The 15,845-nt window shown below is 63.6% G+C and carries 14 protein-coding genes and 2 pseudogenes; 14 read left to right on the top strand and 2 right to left on the bottom strand.

The features are described from left to right. The first annotated feature begins 27 nt into the window (after positions 1–27). Complete coding sequence (locus CCR95_RS20960) at positions 28–2,172, top strand: nitric oxide reductase activation protein NorD (protein ID WP_201098118.1); 2,145 nt, start codon at positions 28–30, stop codon at positions 2,170–2,172. Positions 2,173–2,178: 6 nt separating this feature from the next. Here CCR95_RS20960 and CCR95_RS20955 read toward each other — a convergent pair whose 3' ends face one another. Next, entirely contained in the window at positions 2,179–3,609 is a 1,431-nt protein-coding gene (locus tag CCR95_RS20955; protein WP_201098115.1) for a response regulator, read from the bottom strand. A gap of 253 nt (positions 3,610–3,862) precedes the next feature. On the opposite strand from CCR95_RS20955, the gene CCR95_RS20950 reads away from it, so the two are divergent. From CCR95_RS20950 to CCR95_RS20930, 5 genes are all read left to right on the top strand, one after another. Then, positions 3,863–4,654 carry an MBL fold metallo-hydrolase gene (locus CCR95_RS20950; RefSeq protein WP_201098114.1) on the top strand — a complete coding sequence of 264 codons (792 nt, stop codon included), beginning with the start codon at positions 3,863–3,865 and terminating at the stop codon, positions 4,652–4,654. Between the two features lie 358 nt (positions 4,655–5,012). Continuing rightward, positions 5,013–5,549 carry a retropepsin-like aspartic protease family protein gene (locus CCR95_RS20945; protein ID WP_201098112.1) on the top strand — a complete coding sequence of 179 codons (537 nt, stop codon included), beginning with the start codon at positions 5,013–5,015 and terminating at the stop codon, positions 5,547–5,549. 371 nt (positions 5,550–5,920) lie between these two features. Next, a complete protein-coding gene (locus CCR95_RS20940) occupies positions 5,921–7,177 on the top strand; it encodes an HD domain-containing phosphohydrolase (RefSeq protein WP_201098110.1) in 1,257 nt (418 codons plus the stop codon). 5 nt (positions 7,178–7,182) lie between these two features. Then, the gene (locus CCR95_RS20935; protein ID WP_242523397.1) at positions 7,183–9,663 is read left to right on the top strand and encodes a sensor domain-containing protein; all 2,481 of its coding nucleotides are present in this window, start codon (positions 7,183–7,185) and stop codon (positions 9,661–9,663) included. Positions 9,664–9,678: 15 nt separating this feature from the next. After that, a complete protein-coding gene (locus CCR95_RS20930; protein WP_242523396.1) occupies positions 9,679–10,236 on the top strand; it encodes a retropepsin-like aspartic protease family protein in 558 nt (185 codons plus the stop codon). A gap of 45 nt (positions 10,237–10,281) precedes the next feature. Here the strand turns inward: CCR95_RS20930 and CCR95_RS20925 are convergent, their stop codons facing one another. Then, a complete protein-coding gene (locus CCR95_RS20925; RefSeq protein ID WP_201098106.1) occupies positions 10,282–11,088 on the bottom strand; it encodes a Uma2 family endonuclease in 807 nt (268 codons plus the stop codon). 380 nt (positions 11,089–11,468) lie between these two features. Between CCR95_RS20925 and CCR95_RS20920 the strand changes: the two genes are divergently transcribed. The 8 genes and pseudogenes from CCR95_RS20920 (at position 11,469) to gloA (ending at position 15,718) form a co-directional block, all read left to right on the top strand. Beyond that, the gene (locus tag CCR95_RS20920; RefSeq protein WP_201098104.1) at positions 11,469–11,693 is read left to right on the top strand and encodes an addiction module protein; all 225 of its coding nucleotides are present in this window, start codon (positions 11,469–11,471) and stop codon (positions 11,691–11,693) included. A gap of 212 nt (positions 11,694–11,905) precedes the next feature. After that, positions 11,906–12,283, top strand: a pseudogene (locus CCR95_RS20915) (ATP-dependent DNA helicase); the annotation flags it as partial. Then, positions 12,280–13,389: a bile acid:sodium symporter family protein gene (locus tag CCR95_RS20910; RefSeq protein ID WP_242523395.1), complete on the top strand. Its 1,110-nt coding sequence runs from the start codon at positions 12,280–12,282 to the stop codon at positions 13,387–13,389. The pseudogene CCR95_RS20915 and the gene CCR95_RS20910, both read left to right, overlap by 4 nt. An 87-nt stretch (positions 13,390–13,476) precedes the next feature. Further along, positions 13,477–13,788, top strand: coding sequence for a hypothetical protein (locus CCR95_RS20900; RefSeq protein ID WP_242523394.1), 312 nt, complete (start codon positions 13,477–13,479; stop codon positions 13,786–13,788). Positions 13,789–13,797: 9 nt separating this feature from the next. Beyond that, positions 13,798–13,932 (top strand): hypothetical protein, encoded by a 135-nt coding sequence (locus tag CCR95_RS25970; protein ID WP_276570295.1) that lies wholly within the window; start codon positions 13,798–13,800, stop codon positions 13,930–13,932. A 178-nt stretch (positions 13,933–14,110) separates the two neighbouring features. Then, positions 14,111–14,500, top strand: a complete 390-nt coding sequence (locus tag CCR95_RS20895; RefSeq protein WP_201098098.1) for a hypothetical protein — start codon at positions 14,111–14,113, stop codon at positions 14,498–14,500. A gap of 308 nt (positions 14,501–14,808) precedes the next feature. Further along, on the top strand, positions 14,809–15,225 hold the full coding sequence (locus CCR95_RS20890) for an HIT family protein (protein ID WP_201098097.1): 417 nt from the start codon (positions 14,809–14,811) through the stop codon (positions 15,223–15,225). 90 nt (positions 15,226–15,315) lie between these two features. Continuing rightward, positions 15,316–15,718: pseudogene (gene gloA, locus CCR95_RS20885) on the top strand (lactoylglutathione lyase). Positions 15,719–15,845: the final 127 nt, after the last annotated feature.

The following is a 15,845-nucleotide window of genomic DNA, read 5'->3' as shown; positions in this document are numbered from 1 at the left end:
CAAATACTCACCGAGAGTTCTTTCGCGATGCCCATTTCAGAACTCAGTCTGACCGCCGCCGAGCTTGAGGAGCAACTGGACCTTTATCTCGACGCGGCGCTGTCCTCGCGTCGCACGGCGGCGCAACCGGCACGCGATCTGGCCGCGTTCGACCGGACACGTCAGCGCTTCGTGCTGCATTGGGGCGCGGTGATCGCGCGCGATAATGCCGAACTCGCCTATCAGTTCAGTGCCTTCGCACCAGCGGCGATGCGTCTGATGGAACTCGACGCGGTGGAGTCCTGGCTGCTCCATGCCATGGATCTCTACGACAAGAAAGGTCAGATGCCGGCCATTCGCGCCTTCCAGGAGGTCGCCGATTTTGCCGCGCATCGTCAGGAGCGGATCAGCGGAAAGGCACTGGAGGAGTGCACCGGGATCCTGGAGCACTTCGTGTGTGGACTCAATGGCCGGTCGCTCAAGATCGCCGCCGACATTCAATGTTTCACCGACACCGAGACCATCTTTCTCCCGCCGGTCGTCGGTCGGTTGCCGGACCGGGCGGCCAATTTCCGGCTCTACAAGGCGATGACGGTGCATCTGTGGGCGCAGAACTGGTACGGCACCTGGCGCGGCGGCTGGCTGCTGGAGGCGCTGGACTCGGGGCGTCTCGCCAGCGCGGATCTGCCGCGTTTCCATGCGTTCGAGACCGCGCGTCTGGACGCCTGCATTGCCCGCGACTTCCCCGGTCTGCACCGCGACCTGCTGGCGCTGCGGCGTCTGCTGGAGACGGACGACTCCCGAACCGATGCCGACTGGAGATTACTCGCTCGGCCCCAGGCCGATGTGCGCGACAGCCTGCGTCTCGCGGACGAGTCCGGCGGCGGACTGGCCGAGGCCGGCTGTTATGCCGGCATCCTGCAACCGGACGCGGTGCGCGCCTGCCTGGCGAAACGCGCGGCGGCGGAGCGCAACGCCTTCCGGATCGCGCTCGCCCGACTGATCGAGGACCGGGACGGCCGCCCGCCCGGCGAGGATCGACCCGAGGCCGAAACCCTGCCCGAGACCCGCGCGCGTCTCGCCGCCCGGGATCGAGCGGATCCGGATAGCCCCAGCGGCATCCGCTACGAACTCTTCCTGGACGGCCAGCCGATCGCGCCGCCGCCCGACGCGGTCTCGACCATGGCGAGCATCGTGCAGGATCTGGGCGAGATCCCGCCCGACTACCTGGTCGCGGCCGGTCCGGGGCTCTATCGGCCCAATCAGGGCGACGCCGACAGCGAGCCCGAGTCGGCGTGGGCCGGCACCTATCACGAGGAAGGCGCCTTTCTCTACGACGAGTGGGACCACCGCCGCCGGCATCACCGCAAGGACTGGTGCGTGCTGCGCGAACGGACGATCGAGCCGGGCGATCCGGGTTTTTATCGCGAGACCCTGCGCCGCTATGGCGGGCTGATCAAATCCATCCGCCGCACCTTCGAGATCCTGCGCGGCGAGGATCGGCGTCTGCGGCGCCAGACCGATGGCGAGGAGGTCGACATCGACGCCCTGGTCGATGCCCATGCCGATGTCCAGGCCGGGCTGGAGATGACCGACCGGCTGTTCACCCGGCTGGACCGGCGCGAGCGGGATATCGCCGTGCTCTTCATGGTCGATATGTCCGGCTCCACCAAGGGCTGGATCAACCGCGCCGAGCGCGAGTCGCTGATCCTGCTCGCCGAGTCGCTGGCGACACTCGGCGATCGCTTCGCCATCCACGGCTTCTCCGGCTGGGGCCGCAAACGCTGCGAGATCTTTCCGGTCAAAGGCTTCGATCAGCCCTACGACGCGGCCGCCAAGGCGCGCATCTGCGGCATCGAGCCGCGCGACTACACCCGCATGGGCGCGCCGATCCGGCATCTGACCCGGCTGCTCCAGGCGCAGCCGGCCCGTACCCGGCTGCTGGTCACACTCTCCGACGGCAAGCCGGACGATTACGACCCGCAATACCGGGGCGACTACGGCATCGAGGACACCCGTCAGGCACTCTTCGAGGCGCGTCTGGCCGGCGTGCATCCCTTCTGTATCACCATCGACGACACCGGCGCCGACTATCTGCCGCATCTCTACGGCCCGGCCAGCTTCGCCGTCGTCAGCGATGTCGCCCGGCTGCCGCTGAAGGTGACGGAGATCTATCGGCGCCTCACATCTTGATTGATTTCAGCGAATTGGCGACCGTGTTCCTCCGGCTTCATCGATGACTCGCACGAGATCGACCAGCGTGTCGGCCTCCAGTTTCTCCATGACCTGCTGGCGATGCCGTTTAACGGTCCGCAGCGCGATTCCCAGTCCCTCGGCAATCGCGAGATTGCGTTGACCGAGTGCCACCCGGCGCGCGACCTCGCGCTCCCGGTTGGTGAGCGTCGAGAGGCGGGCGGCCAATTCGCACCGGCGCGCGCCCTGGCGCTGCCGCTCCGCGCTGACCGCCAACGCCCTGGCCACGGCATCGAGCAGCGTTTCGGCGTCTACCGGCTTGATCAGAACATCCAGCGCCCCGGCACGTAAGGCGCTAACCGCTTCCGGCGCTCCACTCGCGCTGCCCATCAGCAGCATGGGGATGGCCTTCAACTCCGCCAACCGACGCTGTAGCTCCAGCCCATCCAGCTCGGGCAACCGGACATCGCAAAGCAGACAGCAGGGCCCCGGAAAGCAGGGACGGTTGTCGTTCAGCACCTGGAGATACGCCACCGCCGAGTCGTAGGTCTCGCAGGCATAGCCCTCCAGTTCGAAGATGGCACGCAGGGCGGCGAGGATTTCCACATCGTGATCGATCACGACCACATGACCGCGCGCGCAGCGGTTGGCCAACCGCCGGTCACTGACCCTCATCGGCCGGTGGGCGGGGCGGTCCTGAACCGCTAGGTGAAGGTCGGGCGGTGCGACGGTTTTCAGCGGCAACCGGAGTTCCGCCAATACGCCGCCGCCCTGTGCATTTGTCAGAGTGAGATTGCCGCCGTGCCGCTCGGCGATGGCGCACGAAATCGAGTGGTCAAGCCCCCGTCCCAGCTCCAGTGTCTTTGCGGCGAGGAAGGGCCGACCGGCCTGGCGTAACACCTCGGACCCCAACCTTGGGCCGCGGTCCTGAACTTGCCGGAGGGCGCCTCCCTCTAGCTCCCGGAGACAGACCTCAATGTCGCATCGCTGACCATGTGACGGCGCATCGATCGCGTTGCGCAGGAGATTGAGCACCATTCGCGTGAGCTGGATCGGATCGCCCATCGCCCAGAGTGGGCGCTCCGGCAGGTGGAAATCAAAGATAGCCTTCCGTGGTCGGGTCTCGGTGGCGACCAGTTCGCCGACTTCCTGGATCAGACGCGCGAGATCGACCGGTTCATGCCGGGCCTGTGCCGGCGGGATGAGTCCACGAATCTTTTCGATGATCTGGCTGGCGCGCTGGGTGTTGAAGATAATTCTGTCGAGAAAGTCGAGCGCCCCTTCTACCCGTTCCGCCGTGACACGCGCACCACGATCGCGCCGCTGCGCGAGGATGAGATGCGGATTACCTTCATGGGGTCGGCGATTCCTCCCCGGACCCTGGCGCAGCGGATGATGAGCATCTTTGTCGAGGTGGGCTGGGATCCGATCAGGCAAGTGCCCAGGGATCAGTTCGTCTTCGACTGCGGTTCCGGGGTCTGCGCCAATTACGGCGCGATGAATGTCGGCTTTGGACGGATGAACAAGGTCTTCCTGACCCATCTGCACGGCGACCATATGAGCGATCTGACTCACATCTGCATCCGAAAAGCCCACTCAGGCCGACTGGGGGTTGCCATGCGAACCCATTCCGGTTGGCGACGATCCCGACGATGACGCCTATGCCTTGATTCCCATTGATCTGGATGTCGTGGATTACGACGAAAACGAGAACATCGCCTATCAGAACAATGCGACCGGGGTCAAAATCACGTACTTTCCGGTGATCCACACCCGCAAGGGCTCCATCGGCTACAAGCTCGAATGGAATGGGCTCTCCATGATTTATACCGGCGACACCAAACCTGAAACGAACAGCCTGAAGCAAGCTTGTAACAACGTCGACGGGGTAAACAAGGGCGTGGACGTATTCATCCACGAAATGATCGTGCCCGCCGAGATCTGGGCCATGAAAGCGGCGCGCCTGACCGATCCCGACGACGCTTCGGAGCAGGCGGTCGAGATAGCGACAACCGTTCAGAACAGTTCACACTCGCCACAGGGAGCCTTCGGATACCTCCTCAGCCAGATCGAACCGCGCCCGCGGCTCACCGTCGCGACCCATTTCCCGACGGCCGACGATACGGTGGCATGCGCCATGAAAAGCGTCGGGCAGCATTGCCGGGTGGTGCGGGGTCGGGATACCCTCCCCGGAGAAGGCGCCGCCCGGATCACCTGGTCCTTCGACCTCATGGTGATCTCGGTCTTTCCGGAGCGGATCGTCGAACAACAAGGCAAGGTTCAGGAATTCGGATTCTCGGCCACGTACCAGCCGCCTCCAGGAACGATCGTTGACCCTGGGGATTTCAACACCCCGAAATACCACTACCCCGATCAGTCCGGGGGAACGTCCGGGGATCCCTACGCGCAGATCGACACCTCGACGGCGATCTGCGCCTGCGATTCGGACACCGAATGCAATTATCGCATTGATGGATATTGACGCTTGACCTGAATAAACCGATGCCCCGGCCCGGCCGGGGGATCGCGATTGGCCTGCAATGACGACCATTGGCGCGCCCTGGCAGCCCGGAGACGGTTAAATCGCCTCCAGGGCACGCACCATGGCCATGAGATCCGGTTCCTCCTCCAGTGCACCTCCCAAAAACGGAGGAATGGCATCTTCAATCCCGCTCTCGCAATGGTTGCTTTTCAGCAGGGGGGTTGGCACCCTCGCCGATACCGGTCACTGGCGCATGCTTAATCATGCAGGAGAGATCTTCAGTGAAAGACCGTTCCTGGCTTCCGTTCGTCTTTCCGATCCTTGCCTCGACACCAGCGCGACGACTCCTGGAATCCGGATGAATGACCCGCGGCCGAACCTCGACGATCTGCCCTCGCGTCTCGGACGGGCGATGCTGTTTGGCGCCTGGATCGCCGGGCTTGCGTTGCTGGCGCTGTTCTTCCAATCCGTGATCGAGCGGCAGGAAAATCCGAACCCGGATCCGGCCATGACTCAGGCTCGGGACGGGGCCCTCCAGGTGGTGCTGCAACGCAATCGCGCCGGTCATTATGTCGCGGGCGGCGCGATCAACGGCGTGCCCGTGCGCTTTCTGGTCGATACGGGGGCGACGAACGTGGCGCTCCCGCTGGATCTGGCGCAGCGTCTGCGGTTGCCGCTGCGCCCCGGCGGCGTCAGCATGACCGCGAATGGCCCCGTCGAGACCTGGAGCACGCGGCTCGATCGGGTCGACCTTGGCGGACTCGTCGCGCGCGGGGTGCGCGCGAGCGTGCTGCCGAACATGCCCGGCGGCGAGGTGCTGCTGGGCATGAGTTACCTCAAGCATCTGGAACTGATTCAGCGCGGCAATACGCTCACGCTGCGCCGGCATGAATGAGACTGGCGGCTTGAGTGCTTGCCCGAGTGCAACTGTGCGAAAGTCCCAAGACCGTCTCAGGTCGTTGTCGTTGTCGTGATCGCGGTCTCGACATGGCGAATATTCGATGACGACAACGACAACGAGGAGGCCCGGTCTCGGAATTTGAGCAGCGAAGCACTCGCCGCCAGTGACTGGCGCGCATGTCGGACCAATGCCGCGTTCGACTTGCCGTCAAGTCGCGGCTGGATGCATGATCGAACCCAATGGGATCAGGAACAGTCAGGCTGACGCCTCTGAGTCGCGAACGCGCTGATCTGGCGCGCGGATGACACTTCCGGATCTCGATCCTCAGGGACAGTGACATGGCTCCGACAACAGGCACTTGAAACGTGAGCGATCACCAGGCGAGCTTTATCGATGTCGACGAACTCTGCGTCGGCATGTATATCTATCTGGATCTCGGCTGGATCGGACACCCATTCGCCCTCAATAACTTCAAAATCGTTTCGGACAGTCAGATCGAGACGATTCGCGGTCTGGGTCTGAAGCGCTTGCGCTGGTCGCCGGAACGCAGCGACCTGGCGACGCCCGACACCGCCTCGTCAGTCGCCGAAACCGCCGGCGAGGTGCGTTCGCCGAGCGCCGAGCGCCGCCAGCTCCTGCTCGCCCAGCACGCGAGCCTGGAGCGTTGCGAGCGCGAGTTTTCCGATGCCACGCGCAGCTTCCGCGACATCCTCAAACTCGTGCAAACCCAACCGGCGCTGGCGCGGGAACGGACCGAGGCAATGATCGACGACCTGGTCGGCAAGCTGCTCGATCAAGGCGAATGCTTTATCCGCCTGCTCTCGGAAAAGGCTGGCGAAAAATCCTCGCTGCATGCGATCAACGTGACCGTCATCGCGTTGCTGCTTGGCAAAAGCCTGGGACTCGACGCCGCGGCGCTGAAGCCGCTCGGTCTTAGCGCCTTGCTGCACGATATCGGCAAGATCGAACTGCCTGAACGCTTACGCTGGCGCGACGACGGTTTCAACGCCGCCGAACGCAAGCTTTTCCAGCAGCACGTTGACCATGGGGTCGGGTTGGCGGCGCGGATGGGCGTGGAGGCTGAGGTTTGCAAGATCATCGCCCAACATCACGAGTACGTCGACGGCAGCGGCTTCCCGCGGCAGTTGAGCGGGGATGCATTGACGCAGGCGTCGCGCATCCTGGTGCTGGTCAACCATTACGACAATCTCTGCAATCCGGCCAATCCCGTCGCGGCGATCACCCCGCACAAGTCGTTGTCCTTGATGTTCGCGCAGTCCCGGCAGAAATTCGACGCGGCCATCCTCGGCATCTTCATCCGCATGATGGGGGTGTATCCGCCGGGCTCGATGGTCATGCTCACCGATGACCGCTATGCCCTCGTCGTCTCGGTGAACTCCTCGCGTCCCTTGAAGCCACGGGTGCTTATCCATGATCCGCGGATCCCGCGCGACGATGCGCTGGTGGTCGACCTCGAAGACGAACCCGAGCTAGGGATCCGCCAGAGTCTGAAGCCGGTGCAATTGCCGCGTGCCGTCTTCGACTATCTCTCGCCCGGCCAACGCATGTGCTATTTTTTCGAGCGCGCGCGCAATCCGCTGGATCTCCGGGGGAGCCGATGAACCGGATGCCCCAACTGTCGCCTGACGCATCGGCCGCCGGGGGCTCTGCCAACGGCATCGGCCTCTGGCAATCGCTCATCGAGGGATTGATCGAGGCGGTCTGGCTGGTCGACCCCTTCGATCTGCGCATCGTGGCCGCCAACGGGATGGCCGAGGAATTGCTGGGGATGACGCGCGCAAACCTGGTCGGACGCCCGGTGATCGAGCTGGCCTGCACCCCGGAGGATGTGTTTTTCTGGGAAGACGTCGCCGCGGGGAAAACCGACTGTCTGCTGTCGGAAACCATGCTGCGCCGTCACGACAACACGCTGGTGACGGTCCTGCGCCGGGTCAGTCGGATTCAATACCCCAACGGTCCCTCCTTCTATTTGGTGAGCATCTCCAACCAGAGCGAGCGTCGCGCGGTCGAGAGCGAACTGGAAAAACTGGTTGCCGAGTTGCGCGCGACCTTGGAATCGACCGCCGACGGCATCCTCGTCACCGATCTCGACGGGGCGATTCGCGGTTTCAATCAAGGTTTTGCCGAAATGTGGGATCTGCCCGAGGCACTCCTCACCGAACGCGACGACGCGGGGGTCCATGGCTGGATGGCGCGGTCGGTGCTGGATGCCGGCGAGTACGCCGCGCGCTTCAACGCGATCGTCCATGACCCTCTGCTGGAGACGTCGGATGTGCTCGTGCTGCGTCACGGCAAGGTGCTGGAGCGGGTGACCCTGCCGCAATACGCGCGCGGGCACCCCATCGGCCGCGTCTACTCGTTTCGCGATATCACCCAGCGACTGGCGGACGACAAGCGCCTGAAGCTCGCCACCCGGGTCTTCGAGGCCAGCCTCGACGCCATCTTCGTCACCGATCCGGAGTTTCGGATCATGGCCGTCAATCCGGCGTGCGAGCGGATGACCGGCTGCCGCGCCGACGAACTCACCGGACAGACGCTCGCCCAGTCGCTCCATCTCTGGCTGTGCGAGGATCCCGACCGCGCCATCTTGGAGGCGCTGGCCAGCAACGGCTTCTGGCAGGGGGAAATTCTGCAACGCACCAAAGCGGGCTTGACGTTTCCGTGCCTGGCCTCGCTGGTTCGGGTGCTGGATGCCGAGGGGGCGCCTTTTCACTATGTCGGGTTCGTCAAGGATCTCTCCGAAGCGGCGGCGGCGCGCCAGCGCATCGAGCAGCTCGCCTATACCGACGCCCTGACCGGACTGCCCAACCGCATCCGTCTCGCCGAGCGCATCGACTTCGCCATCACGCTCGCGCAACGCGAGCGGACCAGCTTTGCCGTGCTCTTCATCGATATCGATCGATTCAAGCAGATCAACGACTCGCTCGGACACGTCTTCGGCGACCGTGTCTTGGTCGAAGTGGCGCAACGTATCACGCATTGTCTGCGTCAGGTGGACACCACCGCCCGACTCGGCGGCGATGAATTTGTTCTGCTGCTGCACCAGGCCGGCGGATTTGGCGCGGAGCAGACCGCGCGCCGGTTGCTGGACGCCATGACCCAGCCGTTCGCAATCAACGGGATGAAATTCTCGCTCACCTGTAGCATCGGCATCGCGCTGTACCCGGCGGATGGGGAGACCATCGACGACCTGATCAAGAACGCCGACAGCGCGATGTACCATGTCAAGGAACGCGGGCGTGGCGATTTCCGTTTCTATCAGCGACAGATGAACGTCGATCTCCTGACCCGCGTGAAGATCGATCATGCGATGCGCGAGGCGCTGGTTCAGCAGGATTTCCGACTCGCCTACCAGCCGCAGATCGATCTGCGCACGGGCCGGGTGGTCGGAGTCGAGGCCCTGCTACGTTGGCATGATCGGGAGCTAGGCGAGATTTCGCCCGGCCAGTTCATCCCCATCGCCGAGGAAAGCGGCTTCATCGTCGCCCTCGGCGATTGGGTCCTGCGCGAGGCGATCCGCCAGGGCGAACAGTGGCAAGCCCTGGGTGTCGGACTGACGATGTCGGTCAACGTCTCGGCGGTGCAATTCCAGCAGACGAATTTCATTACGTCCCTGGCGCAATTGCTGGCGGTCAGCACCTTGCCGCCGGGCCAACTGGAGCTGGAACTCACCGAATCGATCCTGATCCAGAACGTCGAGGACACCCTGATCCGGCTCGACGCACTGGTCGCTCTCGGGGTGCGGCTGGCGATCGACGATTTCGGCACAGGCTATTCCAACCTCGCCTATCTGAAGCGCTTTCCGCTCCACCGGCTGAAGATCGACCGTTCGTTCGTGCGCGACCTCCCGGACGACGAAAGCGACGCCGCGATCGCCACGGCGGTGATCAATCTCGCGCGCGCGCTCAAACTGCGGGTGATCGCCGAGGGCGTCGAAAACGACACCCAGCGGGAATTTCTGCTGGCCGCCGGCTGTGACGAATTTCAGGGTTATTTATGCGCCCCGGCACTCGAACCCGCCGAATTTCTGAACCTGGTGGAGCGGATCGGACTCGCCGATGCGCCAACCTTGCCCGCCGCACCCTAACCTGGAAACAGAACATTGAATCATCCTCAGTTCGCGCCAGTCACCTGGCTCAAGCAACTCGCGTGGCTCAAACAATATGTCGCCGTCTCGCTGCTGATGCTCTTGGGCATACTGCTGCTGATGATGGTCAGCCTGACGGGACGTAGCGCCAACCCCAATCCCAATCCCGCCTTCGCCCTGGACGCATCGGGGCTTCCGCAGGTCGTGCTGAAACAAAATCACGTCAACCAATATGTCGCCAACGGGCGCATCAATGGCCAGCCAGTGGAATTTCTCGTGGATACGGGCGCGGTCGACGTCGCCATGCCCTACGGGGTGGCACTGCGCTTGAATCTGCAACTGCGTTCGGGAGGACTCAGCAAGACCGGCAACGGCAACATCCAGAGCTGGTCCGCTCAACTCGACAGCGTCGACGTCGGCGGCCTGGTTGCCAGCCGGGTGAAGGCGACCGTACTGCCGAACCTGCAAGGCGAGCAGGTGCTGCTCGGCATGTCGTATCTGCGACACATGGAGCTGGTTCTCGCGGGCGGGGAGCTGACCCTGCGGCCCTTTGTCAATCCGCGTTCGGAGTGATCCGCGTTCTTTGTGGGACGGACCAGCCTCCCGCCCGCGACCGTGTTACCCCTCGAACAGATCCGCCACGTCGTCCAGGGTCGCGGCTCGGCGCAGCCAGTGCCGTAATTGCTCGGGATCGACGCAGCGTTCAAGACGCGCGCGCGTGGCGGCGTCGGCGATCATCCCACGACCGTCGAGCACATCGAGCACGGCGCCGCGCAGAGACTCGACGGCCCCCTCGGCCTTGCCCTCGGTTCGGCCCTCGGCCCGGCCTTCGCCGCGTACTTCGTCCAAATCGCGGTAACCCTGGCGTTGCAGCAGGTTGCGGAGCGCCGCCGTTGCCGCCGCGTGCGGATCGTAGAGCGATTCGACGAGGAACCGGTTCCGCAGGATGCCGGGGGCTTCGAGCCAGTCGCCGGGATAGCAGACCCGCATCGTCTGGCCGGATTCATGGATCTCCACGCGCCGTGGTCCGGTGAGCCGCACCACCCAGACAAAACGGGTACCGGCGGCCAGCGGCTCGCTGATCTTGAGCGCCAGATCGGCTTCGTCCTGACCGGTGTCGGCATATTCCAGCGCCAGCGGCGGCGCGCCCGCGACCCAGCCCGGCGCGTCCGGCACATTGCCGACCGCGACATCCGGCGCGCGCAGGGTTCCCGGCGTGGGCGCATAGCCGGTATCGACGCCGGCGGACTCCACGTCGGGATCGGTCCCGAGCACGAGACCGCCGATCAGATTCGCCTTGGAGCCGCGACCGCCGGTCGGCAGACACTCGATCGGATGACCATTGGAGAGTTCATAGGGATCGCCCGAACGCAACTGGTCGGCATGGAAGGGGCCGTGACCCCGGCGGATCGTGGGATTTTTCATGGCGATGGGGCCTTCTTGTCGTGGAGTGACGGTTGTCAGGTGTCAACCACCAGCATCGGAAACCATAGTATGGCTGGATGGCGCGAAAAACCCAGATCAATCATGCCCGCCGTGCATCATCTCCCATTCGTCCCGCGTCATGAGCTGACCGAAGGGTCGAAGACGAACGAGAAATTTGGGCTATCGGTGCGTGAAGCCGTTCGCGGTGAGTGCTCAGCCCACCGAAGGGCCTTACGGTCGATGTCCGCGGGGCGACCCGCTATCATCTCGATCTCCCAAGAGGGCGGAACCGTTAGCGGTTCCACCCTCGTGTGCCCGACATGGGCATGGACTTGTTAAGCGATGCGATTCGTCGCTACAAACTTTGTCGAGGTGTCACCATGATCTTTTCACAGCTTGAATCCACGGCGCTTACACTCCTATTGGAGCAACGAGCCGCGCTCGCTCAGAAGCTGCTGTTGAGTCTGGAGGAACTGAATGATGCCGAATTCGACCGTCGATGGGGCGAAGCAAGCGCCCGGCGGGCCGACGCGTGCGATGCCTGCCTAGTGCAGACGATTCCCGGCGAGGCCGTTGCGTCTAAGGCGCGGGCATTGCTGAAGTAAGGCACAGCTTCCTGCCCGGTGCGGAGGCGGAATACCTGGACGCGATTCGTTTCTATGATGACTGCCAACGCGGTCTCGGTGCCGCCCTGATCGCGGATTTCGAACACGCATCGCGAATACCCCATTCCAAACCGCCGTGCATTGTTTGATTCGCGCTCCCTCGCTGGTCGTGATTGGAAGACATTGACCGGTTATTTGCGGGGGGTGCCTCGGTCAACGACTATGACAAGGAGGTCTTCAATGGCGATATCGGGCGGATCCAGACCATCGACCTGGAGGAGGGCGAGATCGTCATTGACTTCGACGGCCGCACGGTGGTCTACGAAAGCGGCGAATTGGATACCGTGGCGCTCGCCTACGCCACCAGTGTGCATAAAGCCCAGGGATCGGAGTATCCGGCAGTGGTGATTCCGCTGGCAATCCAGCATTACACGCTACTGCAATGCAACCTGCTCTATACCGCCGTGACACGGGGTAAGCGCCTGGTGGTGCTGATCGCCCAGCCGCGGGCTTTGGCGATGGCGGTCAAGCAAACCGGTGCCGGGCGGTTGACCAAGCTCAGGGAACGGCTCCAAGAGGACTTCCGATGACGATTTTGTTCCCGCTTTGGGCACTGTTGGCGGGTTTCGTCGGCGTCATCGCCCCGGACAGGCTATCGGACTGGCGTGCGGCCGTGATGCCGCTGCTGGGCGTTGTGATGTTCGGCATGGGCGCCACGCTGCGCCCCGCCGATTTCCTGGCCATTGCCCGCCGGCCGGCGCTCGTCGGTTTAGGACTGTGTTTGCAATTTGGCCTGATGCCGCTGATCGGCTGGGCACTCGCGCGTGTGCTGTCTCTCCCGCCCGAACTCTTGGTCGGGATGGTGCTGGTCGGCGCCGCTCCCGGCGGCACGGCCTCGAACGTCATCTGCTATCTGGCGCGCGGCGATGTGGCGCTCTCGATCAGTCTGACCGCCGCCTCCACCCTGCTCGCCGTCGTGCTTACCCCTTGGCTGACCTGGATCTATGCCGGCGCCTGGGTGACGGTCCCGGTGCTGGAGATGCTGCGCTCCATCGCGCTGGTGGTGCTGTTGCCGGTCATCGCCGGGGTCGCGGTCAATCGCTTCGCCGGGCGTTGGCTCGTGCGCGTCCAATCCTGGATGCCGCGTGTGTCGGTGCTGGCGATCCTGGTCATCATCGCCATCGTCGTCGCGCTCAATGCCGAACGTCTGGCCACGGTCGGTCTGGGGCTGGTGGTGGCGGTGATGCTGCACAATGGGCTGGGACTGACGCTGGGCTATTGGGGCGCGCGGGCGTTCGGGCAGGATCCGGTACGCGCCCGGACCCTGGCGATCGAGGTCGGGATGCAGAACTCGGGTCTGGCGGTGGCCCTGGCGCTCAAGTCCTTCCCCGTGGCCGCCGCGCTACCACTCGGTATGGCACAACCTGTCCTGGGCCATGCTGGCGGCCTGGTGGTCACGGCGGGCGGTGTCTCCGGCGGCGATACAGCGCCGCCGGACGGGATAGGCGGCATACCCGCCGGCCATCACGACGGATCTCCTGCCAGACAGCAAAGCAGGTCTGGATCGGCTTTGGGCTATCATCGGCGATATCCGAACACGATCACCCTGGAACGCCCATGGAATTTTTCTCGATATGCGACATTTCATCATTTTGATCGTTGGCCTGCTGCTGGTGTCGCATCCGGCTGTCGCTGAGGATCCAGACATCGCGCGACTCTTTGTCGAACGGGGCCTGACCGGCACATTGCAAGCCAAGGGGATTCGTCAATGATCGAGACGCCGATGTCACACGGGCGCCGTGCGCTCCTTACGCTGGTATTCACCGTGGCCGCTTTGCCCGCCCATGCCCAACTGGCCCAGCAAGCCTTCCAGGTCGTCATCACCCGAGCCGGGCACGACTGTCAGGGCATTGAGCGCACACGCGCCCTCGGAACCAGCACGAATAAGGTTGCCTTGGTGGCCGTGGCCTGCACCAAGGGCGGGAGTCATGTGGTCGCCATTCACCGCGACAACAGCCTTTCCTACATGAGTTCATGCGAAGCGTTCGAGACCGGCACAGGACTGGCCTGCTTCGAGGATCGATCGTCGAGGTGATCGATCTGTTTGCGATCAGGCGGGGGCGGCGAGGCGTTCCTCGTCATCTGCCCCGGTATGACACTGGAATCCGCCGTCGAACGCGCCGAGCATCTGCGCGCGGCAGTGCGTGCCCATGCCTTTCCAAATCTGGAGCAGCCGTAGACGGACAGCCTGGGTGTGGCGAGCTATCGCAACGGCGAGTCACGCGAAGGTCTGATGACGCGATGCCGCCTTGTCTCGCGCGAAACTGGACGGGCACGACCGTGTCGTCCAAGCGCTTTAGAGTGAGCGGCTTAGGCTGTCTCATCCACGATTCTCATCCTTGCACCCTGGAACGCCCATGGAATTCTTCGCCACATCGCCCGCTGATTGGACCGCCGAGTCGCTTCAGCGACACCTGACCGGACCGCGTCTGAGTGCGCTTTGTACCTCCATCGATCGCGTGCTGTCTTGGGACGACACTCGCGATCAGGGCGAGATTTATTGTCTCTGGGGGCAGTTCCAGGTGCGTCGCGAGTGTCTCCTGGAAGGGGTGCGCTTCACGCTACCGACCTGCCCCAATGCCTTCGCCTGGACGCTGACCGCGCTGGAGGAGTCGACCCCGTCGGGGGCGGGTGTCCTGATCCACGCCACGATCAACCGCACCGAGCATGACCCCGACTTCATCGAGTCCATCAAGATGTTCATCGAAGACTGGCGGGCGGGATTGGCGCATCCGGTGGCCGGTTGAGCCATCGATGGATCTGCTGATCGCCGAAACGCTGGCCCAGCGTGAGCCGTGCCGCTTCCCCCAACTGGCCGAATGGTCCTGTTGCTGGATCCGTCGCCGACGCTCCCATGGGCGGTGCCGCGATGATCGGTGCCGCATTGAACTCCCGCAGCACCATGTGAGCGGACGGCCCGGGACGCGCGGGTCACGGCGCCTGGAGCCTGAGAAGACGACGGGGTAGACTCAAATTCCCCATCACACCACGTCGCGAGTGTTCGACCATGTTCACTATGATTGCCCACCCGCGGGTTCTGGCTTTCGCATAGCTGATGACACAGACCTACCCGCTTCACCCGCAACTGCTCGCTGACTGCCATCGACTGGGATGCCTGTCCGCGACGCATCTGCTGCTCCATCGCAATGCGGCCGTGCTTTGGTTCATCCTGGTCCCGGAAGCCGACCTGGCCAATCTTCTGGACCTGCCGGCAGCGCAACGCGAGGCGGTACTCGCGGATTGCAAACGGATTTCGGATTATCTCGTCGGAACCCTGGCCTACCCCAAGGTAAACGTGGCCTGGATCGGCAACCTGGTGCCGGCGTTGCACGTTCATGTCATCGGGCGTCGTCCAGGTGATCCCTGCTGGCCCAAGCCGGTGTGGGGCCATCTGGAGACGGTTCGCGCGTACAGCGCGCACGAGATCAGGACGATCCGGGACACCCTTGAGACTGCGGGCCTGTCCTTCTAAACCGGCACGCGTTCACCAATGCGCCGACCCCGGTTCACCCTTGAAAGATCCTCTTCTCAGTCACGAGACGTCACTCACCAGGAGCTGCCCATGAGAATCCTCCATACCATGCTGCGTACCGGCAACCTGCCACGCGCCATCGACTTCTACACCCAGGTGCTCGGGATGCGCCTGCTGCGCCAATAAAGACTACCCGGACGGCAAGTTCACGCTCGCCTTTCTGGGCTATGGGGAGGAATCTGACCACAGCGTCATCGAATTGACCTACAACTGGGGCGTGGACCGCTACGAGCTAGGCAACGCCTATGGCCACATCGCCATTGAGGTCGAGGACGTCCACGCGGCCGTGGAGCGGATCAAGACGCTTGGCGGCAAGATCCTGCGTGAGGCGGGGCCGATGAATGCGGGAACGACCCTCATCGCCTTCGTCGAGGATCCCGACGGCTACCCCATCGAACTCATCGGCGCCCGGCAGGTGGCGGGCGGGTGCTAGCCCATCTTTAACATAACCCCATTGATAAACACCCCCAGATGGCATCTAACCATCTGATCTTTATGTACACGCCGGCCGAAAATCGCAATGTAGTGCCAAGTTATTCAATAGTGGAAGAGTAAAACCG

It is taken from the genome of Thiocystis minor (genome assembly GCF_016653465.1).
GTDB lineage: Bacteria > Pseudomonadota > Gammaproteobacteria > Chromatiales > Chromatiaceae > Chromatium > Chromatium minus.
This window is presented reverse-complemented; position numbering and strand designations above follow the sequence as displayed.

What these genes read in the sequence shown, in the direction of transcription:
- CCR95_RS20945 (WP_201098112.1), top strand. Translation starts at nt 5,013, where the DNA reads ATGAATGACCCGCGGCCGAACCTCGACGATCTGCCCTCGCGTCTCGGA.
- CCR95_RS20895 (WP_201098098.1), top strand. Translation starts at nt 14,111, where the DNA reads ATGGAATTCTTCGCCACATCGCCCGCTGATTGGACCGCCGAGTCGCTT.
- CCR95_RS20910 (WP_242523395.1), top strand. Translation starts at nt 12,280, where the DNA reads ATGACGATTTTGTTCCCGCTTTGGGCACTGTTGGCGGGTTTCGTCGGC.
- CCR95_RS20920 (WP_201098104.1), top strand. Translation starts at nt 11,469, where the DNA reads ATGATCTTTTCACAGCTTGAATCCACGGCGCTTACACTCCTATTGGAG.
- CCR95_RS20925 (WP_201098106.1), bottom strand. Translation starts at nt 11,088, where the DNA reads ATGAAAAATCCCACGATCCGCCGGGGTCACGGCCCCTTCCATGCCGAC.
- CCR95_RS20935 (WP_242523397.1), top strand. Translation starts at nt 7,183, where the DNA reads ATGCCCCAACTGTCGCCTGACGCATCGGCCGCCGGGGGCTCTGCCAAC.
- CCR95_RS20890 (WP_201098097.1), top strand. Translation starts at nt 14,809, where the DNA reads ATGACACAGACCTACCCGCTTCACCCGCAACTGCTCGCTGACTGCCAT.
- CCR95_RS20960 (WP_201098118.1), top strand. Translation starts at nt 28, where the DNA reads ATGCCCATTTCAGAACTCAGTCTGACCGCCGCCGAGCTTGAGGAGCAA.
- CCR95_RS20900 (WP_242523394.1), top strand. Translation starts at nt 13,477, where the DNA reads ATGTCACACGGGCGCCGTGCGCTCCTTACGCTGGTATTCACCGTGGCC.